The organism is Pantoea sp. BJ2 (assembly GCF_040255075.1).
Taxonomy (GTDB): Bacteria; Pseudomonadota; Gammaproteobacteria; order Enterobacterales; family Enterobacteriaceae; genus Pantoea; species Pantoea leporis.
Genome location: NZ_CP158294.1, coordinates 162,625 through 179,275 on the forward strand (window position 1 = coordinate 162,625; position 16,651 = coordinate 179,275).

Sequence of the window (16,651 nt, forward strand, 5' to 3'; positions counted from 1 at the left end):
AATAAGGCAGGCGACATCTATGTTCTTTCAATAACATTAGGTTCAGAAATTGTGAAGAAAATAAAAACATAACAATGTCTGTAAATATTGGCAAGAAAACTAATCTTATCTCAAGCGTTATTTTTCACTTATCACAGGTGATTATCTTTCCTTATACAAAACGTGCGGTATATTAATTTATGCCCTTGGCACTATACATTCATCTAAATAACGGAATGATAATAATGAAAATCAATCAATTCGCTCATAAGGTTATAGTTATTTCTTATATCCGCAGTGCAGCACGACAATCTGAGATGGCTCATCGGCGACAGGCTTGGGATTCACTTCTGAACTATACCATCCAAAATATTACATGTAGAACCTTCCGATGCTGGGTTTTTGCGACTTATGATAAGCAACTGGACAATTTTTGCATGATCAACTTAGAGCATAAAAATCACGTTATAGTTAAAGAATTAGCTAAAACAAGATAATGATTTGAGAATCATTGCTAGGGGGTTGATTTTGGATTTTACTTTCACCCCCGGTAATCTTCTACTTGAATGAATCTGGGGTGTGATCTTCCTGCAGTTTATCTCTCAGCGCTCTTCCAATCTCTTCTCTTAATTGCTTCAATCTAATTGATTCTAAGCTCAGAGACTCAAACCAATCGCTCTGAGTTACTTCACTAAATGAAAGTTCCAAAAGATCCATTTTTTCTGAGGTGTTTTTCACTGTCATATATAAATCAAATTTAGTTGTCCATTCCTGTGAAGATAGTAACCTATAACTTCATTTTTAAACTTGCATTTTATGCATTGGACTTTACATTTTTTAAAAACTCAACATTTTTATTCTACAACGTAGTAAAGAGGCCTAAACATCACACGTTATTACTCGTAAAAGCATATTTACGGTTTTCTAGTAAATGTATATTTTAATCAAGGCCTTCCAATTGTCAGCAATCATTAGTAATGAATTGACCTTTAATGAATGTAGGAATTTAATATTTTAGATACAGATAATACATAGGGGGGTATTATTAATGATGCGAGGACTGGCTAAAAATTTAATAATACGCACTATCTTTACAAGTAATAGGATTTCAATTCTATTATGTTTATTCCGCTTTAGGTTTTGTTTGACAAAATTTTATTTTATCAAGTTCTCACTAGATGAGTTAGATTATAAAAAAAGGGGTAATCCTTTCCAGACGATAATGGAAAGGATTACCCTAAACGGACAAATCGACAACTAGATGGTTTTAAAGCGCATAACTACAATGCAAACACTACAACTCACGTCTCCAGACCACATAAGTATCTCATTCGCACCAATGAATGTCTTGTCATTTAAACCTAATAACTGTTATAAATCAGAAGATGAAAGCACCGCCCCCCTTAACACTGACTAGATCGCAGTTTTTTTTCATAATTATCAAAACCAGATTGCATTCCTTGTAACACGCACTCATTACTGAATGACAAACCATAACACACACAACATGTTAATGACGCTGACTAATGTTATTTAGTTATAATTTAATAAATCCTGCATTGATTAGCTCAATTTTGGTGATTATATTTAATGGAACCTTAACCACTAATCATGAGAAATCTATGCCATTTAATAATTGCGCGCTGTGTAATAGCAAAGACCCTTTAGTTCGAGGGCATTTCTTACCGACAAGAATACATAATAAAATGTCATCACCACCTGATAGAGCACATGAGTTAACCATTTTAACAGGACAATCACAAATTGCTCTTTCAAAAGACCTTAATCGGTTTCTTTTGTGTTCTAATTGTGAAGACGATTTTAACCACAATGGTGTTGTTTATTTCGAAGAGAATGCTTTAAGTGTTAATAAAGTTTGTTATCCTGGTGATTGGGAACCCCCCTTTTTGATGAAGGAATTAGCAAAAAGATTGGGCCATGTTCGTAATATGACACTTACTTCTGATATACTTGATAAGCATCAACGGAAGAAGTTATTACATTTTGCCACTTCCATTTTTTGGCGTAGCACATTTGAGTGGCCAGGTATAGTTCCTTCTGAGATCCCTGAAGAGTTGCGAAGTGATTTACACAAATTCCTTTTAGAACCTGACCATGTTCCTAACTTCAAGATCATTATCACATTATTCCCTTTTCCTAATCGATATTCTTCTTTTCCTTCTGCCTTACGCTCCTCGGGGAATATTATTGAATATTTTTTCTGCCTCGACTCATACAGCTTCACGTTAATATCAGCTCAAGACATGAAATCTATGTACTACGGTAATGAATTTAGTGAAGCATTACTATTTTCTCGTGATGATGTCAGGATGTATCGATATCGACAGGTCATTGAATTAAATCACATTAAGAAAGACAAAGAAAATATTATATCGATGTTTCATCAATAATGGAACTGATTTAAACTTAATTTTCCACGTTATAAAATTTAACACCTGAGCGCTGTTCATATTAAGTTCACGCCATACATTTATTACGTTATTATTTGCTTAATACAGGGTTATTGAAAAATCAAATCATGTGTTTTGCGTAGAACATTCAAAATGCAAGCGCAAATATAAATAAATTTGCGTGATTTAAATATTATAACTGTAACTTAGACTCTAAACACAACTATATACATTGAGAGGGTCAACATTATCTTCGGGCAACTTGCATTCATGTAGAACTGGAATTACATGTAATTTATTTTAACGGCCAAAAAGCTTTATATGGCGGTACACCAGGTGATGGTTTTGTAATATATATTTTGCTGATGCAAGCTTACGTTATTTTTCTTGATGAAGTATATCAAATGTTATTTCTGGCTAATTAACAATATTGTTACCTTTATCATTGTGCAGCCATGATTGAAAGAAGACAAATATGCCTGATAAAACTTTTACGTTAATTTCAGAAATAATTGGCATTCCTTTTATTTCTGACATTTTCCGATCCGCAGCTCTTTTAAGGTTGATTACTGATTTTCGCCAAAGCCGTTTTGGCTTCCGTAGACCACAAGTTGAATACCTCAACCCTGAGGTCATATTTATGGACTTTCGTGCAATTAATTCCAGAGCAGAAGTTAGCTATCCTAATTATGGTAATCTGGATGCACAGCGATCCGCACTGTTGAGTCGCACTAAAGATAAAGTGCTCAAGACAATGCCATAATGGGTAAACTATTTTCAGTTAAACGTTAGCCCACTTCGAAGGCGCTCCAAAGATTACCAGCCTGACAAACAATCTGATCCCACTGGTTATTTTTTTTTGGAGAACCGGCATTTCGCAGTGAATCCGGCCTGGAAGAAATTATCATGCATGAGATGTCTCACGTCTGGCTAGGTCTTCTATTTGAGGGGGATGATATTCAAATTATACCGTGTAATAGCCGGTATAAACTGGCTTGTGATCCCTCAGATTCAGAGGGCCGAGGCGTTTTTTTGCAGCACATTTTGCCGCTACCCTGCTTATGTATCTTCAAAAGAAAACAAGCCTGAAGACCGCAACTGATACAGAACATGTTCGCTGCTTATTTTTAAAAGCATTACTGAGTGAATGCCTAAAAACGCTTGCTAACATGCAGGAACTTACACCAACGGGAAGATCTATCGTTGAGCATCTGCTGAAGAATCACAGTGTTTGAATGACATTTATGTTCCAAGGCAAATTCATATCGTTAGTTCATGACCGATGATCTTCATTGGTTATAAAAAATTAAAGTCCTGACATTACAATTTGGCATTCATGCAAGTCAGAAGCATAGTCATTCAATGTAAGAATACGCTGATTTCTCTCCTGAGTTTTTTATTGAGTAAGAAAGTGGGTAGAGCATTACTATCCAAAAGAACCATAACATTCGTAGCAGCCCGGAGACATTCCATCCTCAAAAAACGTTTGATCAACTGTCTTTAATGAGAACTCGGAACTGTTTAAAAAGGAAAGGTTTGACTTATGCCTTACTGTAAATTTCTCGAAGCAGGATCTATATTCACTATTGTTCCTAATGAAACCATTATGAATGCAGCTAGTCGAGCAGGCGTACAGCTCCCCTACCGTTGTGTTTCCGGACATCATGGTCTTTGCAGGTTGTTACTTGATCGCCGCGAGATTAAAACGGTTTCTCGTTCAGGCGATCCTCTAATACACAAGTATTCAGAATCTTCATTACCATGCTGTCACTTTCCTATGCATGATGTTGGGTCTAAAAATCAATAGAACGCACAATAAAAGAGGATTTAAGAATTTATATCTTCAGATACACAAACATTGCAAACGCATATTTTTCACTACACTCAAAATGTTAGCTAGTTTTTATTAATTTAATCTTTCCGATTGAGCATATGTTGATTTTTAGCAAACACCTAATCACAGAAAATTTCTTTCATTGCTCTGTATACGAAAGTTTAATTGTATAGATCCGAAAAGAGATGAATAATTACAATTTAGATTCTTCGTTGCTTGCCTGATTCAAACCTTTGAGAAGAATAAAAAAATCCGTATATCAGCCCCGAGGTCCAGCAGCTCTTCAGCTGAATTTTTAACGGTGTTTTCTGATTCTGCTGTTGTGAGTAAACGGGGTACTGAGGTTCTTACAAGTCCCACGAACAATATTCGTCTACTATCTTGTAACTTGTATGCATTTTCATCAAAAAACGAGAACAGTATAGGATTGTTATCTGCCTGTCTAAACGTTGTCGAGAATTCCCGGTCAGAGAAAAAGAAGGAGCGTACGATCTTTTGATGTTATCAGTGATAGTCACTGCACCCAATGAAAATATTACAATGGCATCAGATGCATAACGCTGAATCTCGATAACATTTAATTCCTGCATAGCAGTATATAATTCGGTTATCGCATGCAAGAACTTTTTGACCAGCCATTAGAGCGCCGTCTTAATCTTCGTTAATTTATTTTTAAAGTTACTCAGTTGCATACTCTGATATTCACGACTTGAAAATAATGTGATATCAGCCTTAAGGATAATCTTCGCGAAAGAAATTTTAACCATATCATATAATTGTAATTTTATAGCATTTTTACTGTTCGTGTGAACTTTGTTTAACAGACTAATCGGACGGGGCAAGCCAGATGAATTAGCATTTAACACGTTAACCTGGTAGGTTTATCGATGATTTTTCTTGATTCAATGATCAATAAATTAATATGTAACGCTCTCAATTGCCAGAAGATACATATACAATCCGACATCAATCCATAAGTAACCAATTTTTAATACTTACTAGGTCCGTAAAAAATCTTGCTCTCAAAATGGCCAGATTCGCGCTTCTCAAGCTATTTTTTTAGGAAAATTGTAGGATACAAAAGCTCCTGGGAAAGGAAAAGATTAAAGCAACATGCTGTTATCCAAACCTTTAATTGAATAATCGCTTACGTTTTAATGTAATCATATCGGAATCACATGATGATTTCCACGTGGCTTTGGTTCATCACTCGCCTCTGTCATTCATTAATAAGAATCTTTTACGGTAAATCTTTCCCTAAATATTGACTATATATTTTCAGAACACTATATTATCCGGATGTAAAGCTCCCCCTTAACTTCCGAATAATGAGGTCAATCATCAAACTCAATAGCGAAATATTGTGCCCCCATTGTGCATCTTCTGTTATTAGAACGTTTGGTTTTAACCGTCGTAAGACTAAACGACGTTATCGTTGTGGTGAGTGCATGAAAACTTTTCAGAGGGAATATGAGTTTATAGGTTCGATTCCGGGCATCGAAGATGACATTATTGCACTTAGGAAAGCAGGTAAAACTTACCTTGCTATCACGGCCATTATTGGGGTGTCATCAAAAAGAATTAGCAGTGCAGTGCGCAAATATCGGCTTTCTCAAAAAACTTAGAGCCATGATTTATTTACTTTTAAAAAGATAGTAAAAAGTTTATATTAAGGTATTTTAGACAGAATTAAAATTTCTACTTATCATATTATTAACCGTAATGTTAATGTGATGTACTGAATGCTAAAATCATACCGTTGGAATTTACTGTGACCATTTACAACAACTTTATCAGCCTATCGATCAACTTGTCAAAAGTAGACATATCAAAGGTTCTTAATTGTTAAGGCCGATTGTTACTACACTAAAACCCATTAATCGCTTTTAGGGTAACGATTTTTCTCCATCATAAACAAAAATATGCCTCAAATAGCTTAGAGCCCGAATCAAGTAAATTAATTAACTCAAGAGAATTACGTTTGAAAATTTTCAAAATTCACTTTTATTAATGCTCATCCAGTAAATCAATTTATTGAGTAGCTCAACCGACAGATCCCGAACAGAGCATATACAAATCCCGGAGGGAAACCCACCTTTATCAAGCCTCCTTCGTATAATATCAATTCAATCAAAGTAATTGACTGATGATGAAATTCAGCAGGAAAATACACACCCATAAATCAGTTAATTTATTCTTCTCGATAATTATTAATTAATAAATCTCCAGACCTCTGGAGGGATCCTGTCATAAGACCTTTGCATTCGGATCTCAGCCTTACGATGATCGAAGGCGCCTTCAAAAGAAGAACGAAAGTCAACCGGGACGCACTCTCTCTTATGCTTAGCGACCTTTTCCAGAATCTCATAGCTTGAACACCTGCGAAACTTCTTTAAAAAATCAGTTTTAGTCATTGGTGAATGTCTTATCGTGTTAGCAATAAGTTGTTTCAATCTTATCCAATAGATTCATCACGCTATATCATTATTCTGAAAACCATCATATTTGTCATTTTTGTAGTACATAAAAGTGTAAGGGGGTCGACTGTAATGTTTTTTTGGTGTTAAGATGTTGATGCAATGGCTCCCCACATAACTTAGGTTTTATGCAGCAATAACTGTAAACATGCGAATGCTACTTGCTATAAGTTTAACGGAATCGATTCAAAATTTGTTATCCGAAAGATCACACACATTCAGGATAAAAAACAGCCAGGTAGTTGCAAATAAAGCGCCTGCTATTCAACACCGGATCGATGGAAAAGTATTTATTGCAATGTCAGGAACTAACATCCATGGCCTTAGTACTTCCAGCATGGCAAACTATGTGCTATATCATGGAACAATGCCATAGCCATCCTGTTTGAGTATTCCACAAAACAACACTTGCGGTCATTATTAATACCCAGAATCCTTTTTATAATGTTATAACGCAGATACCGCTCTCGCTTCGTCACATTCTAATGTGTTAGTAGTTCCCTGCATATATCTTGCACGATAAATTAACGCCTCCTCCCGGCGAAGTCGGTCAGATCATAAGGAGCTGCTAAGCTGTATCGCCCGGCCCGGTCGCAAGCCCGTGAGCTTACTTATGACCTGCCCCCAATATTAGATACACCCTTCAGTTAGTAATGTCGGTTGGTTTTTCTTCATGTTTCCCGTTTCGCCAGCATGCTGCAAATTCAAACGGCGTCTGGTAATTCAGCGATGAATGAGGTCTGGACTCGTTATAGTCCTGCCGCCAGTCATTAATGATTCTCCGGGCATGGAGAATATCGCTGAACCAGTGCTCATTCAGGCATTCATCCCGAAAGCGTCCGTTAAAACTCTCAATAAATCCGTTCTGTGTCGGTTTACCGGGCTGAATAAGCCGCAGCTCCACGCAATGCTCAAAAGCCCACTGATCGAGCGCACGGCAGGTAAATTCCGGGCCCTGATCGGTTCTTATCGTTGCCGGATAGCCACGAAACAGCGCGATGCCGTCCAAAATACGCGCGACCTGGACGCCTGAAATACCGAAAGCGGCGGTGATCGTCAGACACTCCTTCGTGAAATCATCCACGCAGGTCAGGCACTTAATCCGGCGGCCGCTGGCAAGTGCATCCATGACAAAATCCATCGACCATGTCAGGTTCGGCGCATCCGGGCGGAGAAGCGGAAGCCGCTCAGTCGCCAGACCCTTACGGCGTCGCCTGCGTTTTACACCCAGACCGTTAAGGTGATAGATGCGGTAAACCCGCTTGTGGTTGACGTGAAGGCCCTCCCGACGCAATAACTGCCAGATGCGCCGGTAACCAAACCGGCGACGTTCAAGTGCCAGCTCTGTGATACGCAGAGATAGCTGCGCGTCAGTAGCCGGACGCTGAGCCGAATAACGGCAGGTTGAAAGGGACAGACCAGCCAGCCTGCAGGCACGGCGTTGCGACAGACCTACTGTCTCGCACATGACTTCCACGGCTTCCCGCTTCTGGTCTGTCGTCAGAACTTTCGGCCCAGAGCCACCTGAAGCGCCTCCTTATCCAGCATGGCTTCAGCGAGCAGCTTCTTGAGGCGGGCGTTCTCTTCTTCAAGTGACTTGAGCCGCTTCACTTCGGGGACTTCCATGCCGCCAAACTTCTTGCGCCAGGTGTAGAAGGTAGCGTCTGAAATAGCATGCTTGCGACAGAGTTCCCGGGCCGAAACCCCGGCTTCTGCCTCGCGGAGAATACTGATGATCTGTTCGTCGGAAAATCGCTTCTTCATGGGGATGTCCTCATGTGGCTTATGAAGACATTACTAACATCGCGGTGTATTAATCAACGGGGAGCAGGTCAATCCAGTTTTTCCGCTCAATGACGCACTGCGCGATTGTCATGCGCATCGCTTAACTGGCTGGTGCAGAATGGACAGCGTGTCGTATCTTTCAAATAAAGCTTTGCTACGGCCATTGCCTGCAGATGCGTATAAAGCGTACCGATGAATATCCGTTCCCTCTTTTCGTCCAAAACGGGACATCCTTTGGCATGAAGCATTCCTCCCCCGTTGGCCCACGGACAAACATAGTAATACGTTGCATCCAACATCTTTACTCCTTTAGATAAGCTGCGATAAAAGTTAACCATTTGTTAACAACTGGTCGTTTAGGACAGTTTAATCATGACTGAAGGGGTATCAAATGGGTGGAGGCCGCAACTATTTCTCTTTCAGAAAATACCGTTCAAGACTGTTAACATCCTCATCAGTTTTTGGCTTTTATGATCAGAACTGACGGCATTAAATCATATTGATTTTTTATATAAACTGCTCAACCCAGATAAAAACAACAAATTAACCTACTTAACATATTGATTTTCAGAACTTTTAGATAAATATGAGAGAGGCGTCTTATGAGAGGGTTTCGTTTTACTTAACAATAGTGTTGGTTAGTTCGGTTATAACACTACCGCTCTTTTATGTTTTCACCTCAAAGTTTCTGATGGTGAAGATGCACGTGATCGTGTTTTTATGTATTTTAAGAAAGTTAATGCCAGAAATCAGGGCACAAACGTCCATAATCGATTGCACATGGTTCCCATCATTTGTCACTGTCTGGGGTAGCTGTGTTCTGGTGAACGACAAAAACTCCCGGATGTCTGGAGCAAAAATAAGTCTATTATTTATCAGTAAGTTATTTCTTTGTTTCCCTTATTTATACAGTTGCGTTTGCGCCATGCGGCGAGGGAGTTGGGAATATTTCCCTCTTAACAAAAGCTCAGCTAAATTCTGCGGACTGGGTTCAGATTAATTCTTCGGTTTTCGCAAAAGACTGTCACTACCTTCGCAGCTTCAGGCGCCCGCAGATTGTCGCTTTACACAATCCGTGGCCAGCAGGGAACCATAATCTCAAAAGATGAAGCTCTTTCAAAAAAGCTGTTCTTATCATGACAGAATTGTATAGAACAACTGAGCGCGTTTAGCAATCTGATGATTTGGTCAATTTCAGCCGCCTTTTGGATGAGATGACTCAGGCATTTTTCTTTTCACTATTTCCAGGGGCATTCGGTAACGGACTTCAGCGCTGGCAACGCGGGTTTAACACTTCAGGCGCGTGACAGCACTGCGCGCGTCAGTCTTCAGCCCTGGGCAACAGAACTGGTTGATACCCTGCTGTCAGCAGCCAATGCGCCATCTGTGATACTCTGCCTAATCTGGCCGGCAAAACTGACATCGCTCCCTCTGCTGCATGCTCTGGCAAATCTTGAACGTCAGTTCGGAACCGACCTGCGCGCTTTTCGTACCCTGCTTTATCCTGTAACCCATGCTTTCACAGGTCCCCTGCACAGTCTTCTGATCGACAAAACACAGTTAAGCGAGTTATTCCGCTCACTCTGGACCGTTAAGCATGGCACCTCAATTGTAGAAAGCAGGACGTCATCTCATGCCTTCGTGACCGCGTTGAGTGCCGTAAATAATATTCGTATTCATCATTCTGAATTAACAAACCCTTCACTCTCGGAGCTGGTCCCTACTTTTATTTTTGATCCACTCGGAAACAAATGGCGCACGCCTGTCACCATACCGCTTGAACGCTCGCTGGCAAAATTGCCGCGTCTTGTAAACAGAAGTGATCTGCGCATAAAGGTAAGCTCGGAGTGGACAGTTCCTCACTTAGCACCCGCAGCACTTATGGCCCTGCATTTCACAGCCCAGAAAAAGGTCTGGCGCGCAGCCCTTCAATCTTCAGCATTAACAAATGAAGGAAAACCGGATGTTATTCTGTTTGATGCTACTGAGCGGCAGCAAAAAAACTACTCCGCTATCCGGCGCATCCCTGAATATCTGATACTGGTGAGAGAAAGCGGCCTTTTAGAATGTGGAACTTTTATCATGACGGATGATCCCCGGACATTCTTTAGCTTACGTGCCCAGCTTGTCGAATCCGGCCCCCTGTTAACGAAAGTCCTCGCGGCGGAAGCGGCTCATGTGTTGCTCTCGCCTCATCCGAAGGAGACTGACTGGGCGCCCGTTCCGCGAAGCAATGCTCATATCAAAGTCAGTATCGTAGATCAGGAGGCATCACGTCTTGCGCTGACTTTCCAGCACCTGATGGCGTCTGCCGGCAATGAAGAAAGCCCCGAATATAGAGTGCTCCTTCAGGCATTTCTATATGTTCTGCGATTATCAAACATGCCGGCAGGTTATACCGACCTGACGATGGCGTCAGCCGACAGTACGGGACAGGGGTACTGTCACACCCTTAATGCCTGGCCCCCCATAAAACTTGCACTTCTGGATGCACTTGCCTCCGGTATGCTGAGTCTGTTGCGGGCATCCATTGAACAGGCTGTAAAGCGCGCCGATAAGCTCATTGAAGACTGGAATGATGCGACGCCAATGGCTGCCCGCCTGCTTGCTGAAAAAAAAATATCTGACCGCAGGATGTCCGCGGTTAGCTGTTGTATTACCTTATCGGCATTACATTTTTCTCGCAAATCGTTTACTTGAACGACAGTACAGTGATGAGTGGCCAGCAACCGAATTTAAGCTCAAATGTCACACACTGAGCACCCTGTCAAATCACTCACTGATAAAAGTAAGAACGGATCTTGGATTTTTATCGGAGTAAGCCCTGATTTGGTGCGGGTCCTGCTAACGCACCCGGAAATACCCCACGGAGCGTTAGTTATGATGCCCTACCGTCAGGCGGATTCTCTGTTTAAAACCTTAACGGGAATGAAGATAATTGAGGCGTTCAAAGCGTATCGGGGCCGCATTGGATTGTTAATGCAAGAAATTGAACGCCGGCTCAATGAAATTCCTAACCCTGTCGCCATTGGCAAACTCCGGGACTTCTCCATGCTGTTCACGTTTGGGGAACATGTGAGTGAGCGTCAAGGTCCCAATTCATCGTATTACACGTTTGAGCTGGAAGATCATGCCCGCATTTATGCCAGTGGCTGGGTTTACCGGTACGAGCATGATGAAGATCCCCCTTTCAGACGTATCGCTGCCAGCGCTATTAAGCCCGGTGATTTTATCTTCATTTTTAGCGATGAGTTGCGCACTAAACTCGAGTCGTCGCTGATGCAGGAGGGGGAAACAATGACATCCGTTGTGGATCCCGCCCGCATGCTTTTGAAACTCTATCATGATGATGTTCAGACGCGCTGTCGCTTGTTGTTCAGATCACTTAAGCGCGCGGCCCTTGCACGTGAAATACGCGCCCGAATGGTTGAACTTCATCCCCTGTGCCTTCACTGCCGCAGCGGGCGCGTGTATTACTGGCTGGCGCCGTTAACCCACCACGGTACACGACCTCATGCATCAAAAGATGCGCAGTACTTCAGGATCTTTTGCAAAGCCCTTGGGATGAATGATGACGCAGCAGAACGACACTGGCATTTTATTAAGAACGCCCGTCGCATGAATCAAACCATGGGTTGTGAACTGTCAGCTCGTTATGCCGAGATTCTTTTTCAGCCGGAAAGTGCCGTTATCTATCGGAAGGTTCCTGTGCAAACTTTGCGCTCGCTTCAGGAGGATGCCCTCCATTGCGTGTCCAGAGTCGAACGCGTGATCCCACCGTCGGCGTGTGTAGCCACCAATAAAAAGGATCCAATGAATGCCTGTTCTCAGTGAGGACCCGCGCAGTATTCATCCCGCCTTCAAAGAGGCCGTTGTCGACAGCTTACTGAACGGTTTGTCCGCACGACTTTCCGGTCGGGGCGAGTTTTATACCGTCATTTACGGCACCAAACCTGTCAAGGCTCTCCTGTCAGAGTTTATCGTGCCCATGCCCGCAGAAGAACGCGAAGGGGACGAAGAAGCCGATCCTGTGCGCATAAGTGCTCACGGAATGGACTTTCAGATACGTTCGACGGCGGAGAATGCACGGCTTACCGTTTCACTTACCGGCGCCCTGTACTTACGCATACTACCGACAGAAGATGACGTGAAGCCTGGAGGCCGACTTGCCCCGACATTTACTCTGACGCGCGAGGCCCGCGCCATGCTAGGGGATGCGTTACCTCAACTCGCGCAGACGCTACCCGGTGGAAAATCGGACCCCGAATGGGAAGCAAAAAGCCACGAGGTCCGAAGCCGCATCTACGCGTCAGCACGTTCTGAATCTGAACATCACATGACTGATGGCGCCGAAACCGAAGAGGAAGAAGAGGATGAGGAAGATATTGTTCATGCCGGTGATGTGGGGCATGAAAGCCTCGCCGTTCCGGATGACATGATCAATGACATTCCGCCGCCGGCGAAATGGGTGAGGCTGACGCTGGATTTGCCCGGGATTACGTTTACCCCCGCTACCGCGGAGTCTGACGCGCAGATTGCAACAGTTGCCCTTAATCAAGCGATTAAAAGACAACTCGCCGACTGGGCCGCAAGCACTGATCCTGAGAGCGGCGGCATGATATGGGGTTAAGCACGATGGTGAAAAGCTGACTCAATGATGTTTTAAATTTTACGTAATACGCATGCGCGTGGAGAGGAGGAAAATCAGTGTAGTTCTGTTCCAGATGTCACCTTTTTCACGCATAGCAATCCAAACTGTGAACAGCATCAATAATCGTAAGCATCAGAATTCACAATAAAACAGTTTTTTTTTGATAGCACCACAGAGCCAATGATGGAAAAGTAATGAAAATATCATGGAATGAGAAAGCCCAATGTTACCCGTGTCCTCCAATCCCAGTACATCTGCATACACAGCAATACCTGTTGAATCTGGAACAACTAACACTAACGTTTCGCTTCATGAGACGTTCAGAGAAGCCAGATCTGAAAGAAATTTATGTCTGGACACTTTATTCCGAAGTGAAGAACAACCGCATTCAAACTGGAACGGCTTAAATGGCATTTGCATGACACTAATAAAAGCGTCAGCTTTGGTTGCAGGCGTATATGTGGGCTATAAGCTAATAACAGGCGACTCACCGTTGACAGAAGAGCAAATACCACACGCAGATGCCTGGAAAAGCCGCACAGAAACGAAAATATTAAGCGCCTGCTTAAGAGAATCTTTTATAAAAGCCTGTACCTCGCAGCTGCGTCAGCTTCGGGAACATCAGCCAGAGGCCGAAAGTCTTATCATAACAAATGGGCGATCGCGATGTGTCTGCTCTGACAGTGCAATTTTTGCAGCCGAAGGTGAAATTAACCGATTAACGACGACCATAATAACAACGACTACCAGTACGACATCAACGACATTGCCGAGTATAAGAGATCAAGGGTTTATAGCACCTCATGGATGAAGAAGGTATTAATGATGTGAAAATATAACTCTATAAAAGACCCGATGGAAATAGGTTATTAACCATATCATACATTTAATATTGCATAAGACCTAAACGTTACGGCTTATGTGAAAAAAGTTAACTTTATGGATTAAGTGCAAATGATTACAAGAGGTAGAAACAACACCAAACCGAATAATTGAGCTGAAGAGTCATTATTTATATACCATTTAATTTTCCATTCCTCCAGCCTGCTGCAAATTCCGCCGGCGTCTGATATAATGAGGCTTGGACTCATTATAGTCATAACATCAGTCATTTATGATTTTACGGCCATGGAGAACATCGCTGAAACAGTGCTTATTCCGGCATTCATCCCGAAAGTGTGTAAGCGTCTGGTGAACTCACCTTGTTGATTTACACGCCGATCGCCATTCTGCGTTCTCTTCTTTATATTATGGGAACTCATCATGACGAACCGGAAGCGTATGACCTACGAATAGCGTCAGCGCCATTATCAGCAGTGGCTCAGCTGCGGCATGAATAATGCACAGAACGCCCGCGAGCACGGCATCAACATCAAACCTTCTGCCACCTCTGCCGCGCGATGGCCGGCTAGCACAAAGCCAGATTGAGACCCTCACCTCCACCGGCGCTGTTGCCAGTGGACATCCGATCCGCTTCGACGGAGAGCATAAAATTCAACCCTGCCGCGCGCGAGCCTCACCGGTTCGCCGTAGGCACTGGCTCCCCTTATCCGCGAGCTGAAGCTTTGCTGAGCGTTCAACGGCTCTGGCTGGTCCGCGCGCGCCGACATCGATACCCCTCACGTGCAAAACCACGCCTTTCTGTTCAAAGGCAAAAACCACAACCGCATGAAGCTACTGCTGTGGGACCGCCACGACGACGAGCGCTGGGCCCTCACCCCGCAGCAGTTCGACTAACTCGCCACCAAGCCGCTCGTCCCCCGGGCGGAGTAAAACATCTTCTGCAGCAAAAAGTCGCACCATCAGGATGTTATCCCTGCATCCTGTCATCATTCCCGGTATGACACCCTATATCCTGCTCTCCACACATAACCTCGACGAACTTCGAGAACTTGAGCAGCGGTTGCTGGCTAAGCAGGCGACCCGCATCTACACCCTCGAAAATCTCAATACCAGGCACGAGCAGCGGATCGGCTCGCTGGAACCCCCAGAACGCAGCACTAAACGCGTAGCCGCTACCTGGAGGAGCAGCTGAAGCTCGCGCAGCAGTAGCGCTTCGGGCGGAAGAGAAAACAGCTGCCGGCGCGCTGAGCCGCAGGTAAGGCCGGTACGCCTGGCGCTGCCTGACTCTCTGCCAAGCGAAACGGTCACGCTGATGCCTGACGTTGCCTGCTGCCCGGACTGCAGCGGCGCTGCGTCAACTGCGCGACGAGGTCAGCGAGAAGCTGACGTACGTGTCGGCGTGCGGCACGGTGCTGAGCGCAGACCTGTCACGCCTCCCCGGTGGCACCGGTCAGCATCGCGAAGGTGCCGGACCACCTGCTGCCGCACCGCCGGCATAAAATGTACGCTCGCGAGGGGGTGAGCCTGCCGGTGAGCTCGCTATCCGGCTGGTTCGGCGAGGCGGGCGCGTGCTTGGCGCCGCTGGTGGCGGCTCTCAGGGAAGACCTGCGGCGCCAGCGGGCCATCTACGCGGACGAAACTCCACTGCAGGTGCTGGACTAGAAAAGGGCAAGACGGTTAGCGGGTGCCTGTGAACGTACGTCAGCGCGGCGGGGTCGGACCGCGACAAGGTGGTGTACGACTGCCGTCCGGGGCGCCGTAGGGAGTACGCCCGCACGATACTAACCGGCTGGCCGGGCAGGCTGGCTGGCTGGCTGGCTGGCTGGCTGGCTGGCTGGCTGGCTGGCTGGCTGGCTGGATAGAGAAATAAAAACGTAGCAACATTATCAAAGGATAATATAATGATCCCTGTAAGAAACTTTCAACAATACACCCCCAATATTACTCAAACATCCCATCTGACGAGCGTAAACCGGCAAACATTTTATACTCCTCAAGCCATACACAACTGTGAAACACAAGTACTACCGCAAAGTTCATTGTTAAGGGCAGTAAAGCGAGTTAGTCTTGCTGAACTAGTATGTATTTATAATGTGACACATGATGATTTCCAGAGAAAAAAATTTGATGAAACGCCCGTTCAGCGGAATCATAACTTAAGCAATACTGTTATGGTCGATGAACTGATAAGTCCAGATCAATCCTGTGTAAGTATTAACAGCTTAGGATTACTCCAGCGCACGGATATTATAAAATTGTATCGGGCTATGAGCTTATCAGAAATAGAAAGATCAGGTATTCCCTTTGAAAACGGTCAATTTTTAGTGATTGACGACTTTCAAAGAATACCAAGAATGATTGAATCATCAAATGTTTTGATTGCATCTCATAGCATAAATGATGAGATTTATTTTGCAAAGAAAGAGCTTGAACAATTTAAATTGTTTGAGATATGTACCAATGGTTCACCTTGGGTATCTCTTGAGAATAATGTCAACTTCAATGCTGCAACAATCGAGAGTCACTTAAATTTAACAAATGGCACGCTTATGCGACTTAATCAGAAAGAAAATCTTCTTAAGTTAGGAGATGATACCATTACCTACAGTGAAGTACACGTTAGCAACTATGGTTTAACTATTAGGGAAATTCAGCTTCATTAATTAGCAAC

The 16,651-nt window shown here is 43.5% G+C and carries 13 protein-coding genes and 1 pseudogene; 10 read left to right on the forward strand and 4 right to left on the reverse strand.

The annotated features are described in order from the left end of the window. Positions 1-224 precede the first annotated feature (224 nt). The 5 genes from AAF463_RS24070 (at position 225) to AAF463_RS24090 (ending at position 5,849) form a co-directional block, all read left to right on the forward strand. The gene (locus AAF463_RS24070) at positions 225-476 is read left to right on the forward strand and encodes a hypothetical protein (protein ID WP_350262744.1); all 252 of its coding nucleotides are present in this window, start codon (positions 225-227) and stop codon (positions 474-476) included. Between the two features lie 1,125 nt (positions 477-1,601). Then, entirely contained in the window at positions 1,602-2,390 is a 789-nt protein-coding gene (locus AAF463_RS24075; RefSeq protein ID WP_350262745.1) for a hypothetical protein, read from the forward strand. A 475-nt stretch (positions 2,391-2,865) separates the two neighbouring features. Further along, entirely contained in the window at positions 2,866-3,153 is a 288-nt protein-coding gene (locus AAF463_RS24080; protein WP_350262746.1) for a hypothetical protein, read from the forward strand. Positions 3,154-3,933: 780 nt separating this feature from the next. After that, entirely contained in the window at positions 3,934-4,197 is a 264-nt protein-coding gene (locus tag AAF463_RS24085; protein WP_350262747.1) for a 2Fe-2S iron-sulfur cluster binding domain-containing protein, read from the forward strand. Positions 4,198-5,672: 1,475 nt separating this feature from the next. Further along, on the forward strand, positions 5,673-5,849 hold the full coding sequence (locus AAF463_RS24090) for a hypothetical protein (protein ID WP_350262748.1): 177 nt from the start codon (positions 5,673-5,675) through the stop codon (positions 5,847-5,849). Between the two features lie 585 nt (positions 5,850-6,434). Here AAF463_RS24090 and AAF463_RS24095 read toward each other — a convergent pair. The 3 genes from AAF463_RS24095 to AAF463_RS24105 all read right to left on the reverse strand — a co-directional run bounded on the left by AAF463_RS24095 (position 6,435) and on the right by AAF463_RS24105 (position 8,785). Further along, positions 6,435-6,638: an Hha/YmoA family nucleoid-associated regulatory protein gene (locus AAF463_RS24095; RefSeq protein ID WP_350262749.1), complete on the reverse strand. Its 204-nt coding sequence runs from the start codon at positions 6,636-6,638 to the stop codon at positions 6,435-6,437. Positions 6,639-7,344: 706 nt separating this feature from the next. Then, a protein-coding gene (locus AAF463_RS24100; protein WP_350262750.1) for an IS3 family transposase occupies positions 7,345-8,465 on the reverse strand; the annotation gives its coding sequence in 2 pieces (ribosomal slippage) (positions 7,345-8,207 and positions 8,207-8,465; 1,122 coding nt in all). Between the two features lie 86 nt (positions 8,466-8,551). After that, on the reverse strand, positions 8,552-8,785 hold the full coding sequence (locus tag AAF463_RS24105) for a hypothetical protein (protein WP_350262751.1): 234 nt from the start codon (positions 8,783-8,785) through the stop codon (positions 8,552-8,554). Positions 8,786-9,872: 1,087 nt separating this feature from the next. Between AAF463_RS24105 and AAF463_RS24110 the strand changes: the two genes are divergently transcribed. From AAF463_RS24110 to AAF463_RS24120, 3 genes are all read left to right on the forward strand, one after another. Next, a complete protein-coding gene (locus tag AAF463_RS24110; RefSeq protein ID WP_350262752.1) occupies positions 9,873-11,186 on the forward strand; it encodes a hypothetical protein in 1,314 nt (437 codons plus the stop codon). 180 nt (positions 11,187-11,366) lie between these two features. Next, positions 11,367-12,320 (forward strand): hypothetical protein, encoded by a 954-nt coding sequence (locus AAF463_RS24115; RefSeq protein ID WP_350262753.1) that lies wholly within the window; start codon positions 11,367-11,369, stop codon positions 12,318-12,320. Further along, positions 12,304-13,116 (forward strand): hypothetical protein, encoded by an 813-nt coding sequence (locus AAF463_RS24120; protein WP_350262754.1) that lies wholly within the window; start codon positions 12,304-12,306, stop codon positions 13,114-13,116. Before AAF463_RS24115 ends, AAF463_RS24120 begins: the two co-directional genes overlap by 17 nt. Before the next feature lie 1,033 nt (positions 13,117-14,149). Here AAF463_RS24120 and AAF463_RS24125 read toward each other — a convergent pair. After that, positions 14,150-14,313, reverse strand: a pseudogene (locus tag AAF463_RS24125) (IS3 family transposase); the annotation flags it as partial. Positions 14,314-15,420: 1,107 nt separating this feature from the next. Between AAF463_RS24125 and AAF463_RS24130 the strand changes: the two are divergent. Both AAF463_RS24130 and AAF463_RS24135 read left to right on the forward strand, forming a co-directional pair. Continuing rightward, positions 15,421-15,642, forward strand: a complete 222-nt coding sequence (locus tag AAF463_RS24130; protein ID WP_350262755.1) for a transposase — start codon at positions 15,421-15,423, stop codon at positions 15,640-15,642. Between the two features lie 239 nt (positions 15,643-15,881). Next, positions 15,882-16,643 (forward strand): hypothetical protein, encoded by a 762-nt coding sequence (locus AAF463_RS24135; RefSeq protein WP_350262756.1) that lies wholly within the window; start codon positions 15,882-15,884, stop codon positions 16,641-16,643. The last annotated feature ends 8 nt before the right edge of the window (positions 16,644-16,651 follow it).

Coding starts and splice junctions, on each gene's coding strand:
- AAF463_RS24095 (WP_350262749.1), bottom strand. CDS start 6,638: ATGACTAAAACTGATTTTTTAAAGAAGTTTCGCAGGTGTTCAAGCTAT.
- AAF463_RS24115 (WP_350262753.1), top strand. CDS start 11,367: ATGATGCCCTACCGTCAGGCGGATTCTCTGTTTAAAACCTTAACGGGA.
- AAF463_RS24085 (WP_350262747.1), top strand. CDS start 3,934: ATGCCTTACTGTAAATTTCTCGAAGCAGGATCTATATTCACTATTGTT.
- AAF463_RS24135 (WP_350262756.1), top strand. CDS start 15,882: ATGATCCCTGTAAGAAACTTTCAACAATACACCCCCAATATTACTCAA.
- AAF463_RS24070 (WP_350262744.1), top strand. CDS start 225: ATGAAAATCAATCAATTCGCTCATAAGGTTATAGTTATTTCTTATATC.
- AAF463_RS24075 (WP_350262745.1), top strand. CDS start 1,602: ATGCCATTTAATAATTGCGCGCTGTGTAATAGCAAAGACCCTTTAGTT.
- AAF463_RS24105 (WP_350262751.1), bottom strand. CDS start 8,785: ATGTTGGATGCAACGTATTACTATGTTTGTCCGTGGGCCAACGGGGGA.
- AAF463_RS24080 (WP_350262746.1), top strand. CDS start 2,866: ATGCCTGATAAAACTTTTACGTTAATTTCAGAAATAATTGGCATTCCT.
- AAF463_RS24120 (WP_350262754.1), top strand. CDS start 12,304: ATGCCTGTTCTCAGTGAGGACCCGCGCAGTATTCATCCCGCCTTCAAA.
- AAF463_RS24090 (WP_350262748.1), top strand. CDS start 5,673: ATGAAAACTTTTCAGAGGGAATATGAGTTTATAGGTTCGATTCCGGGC.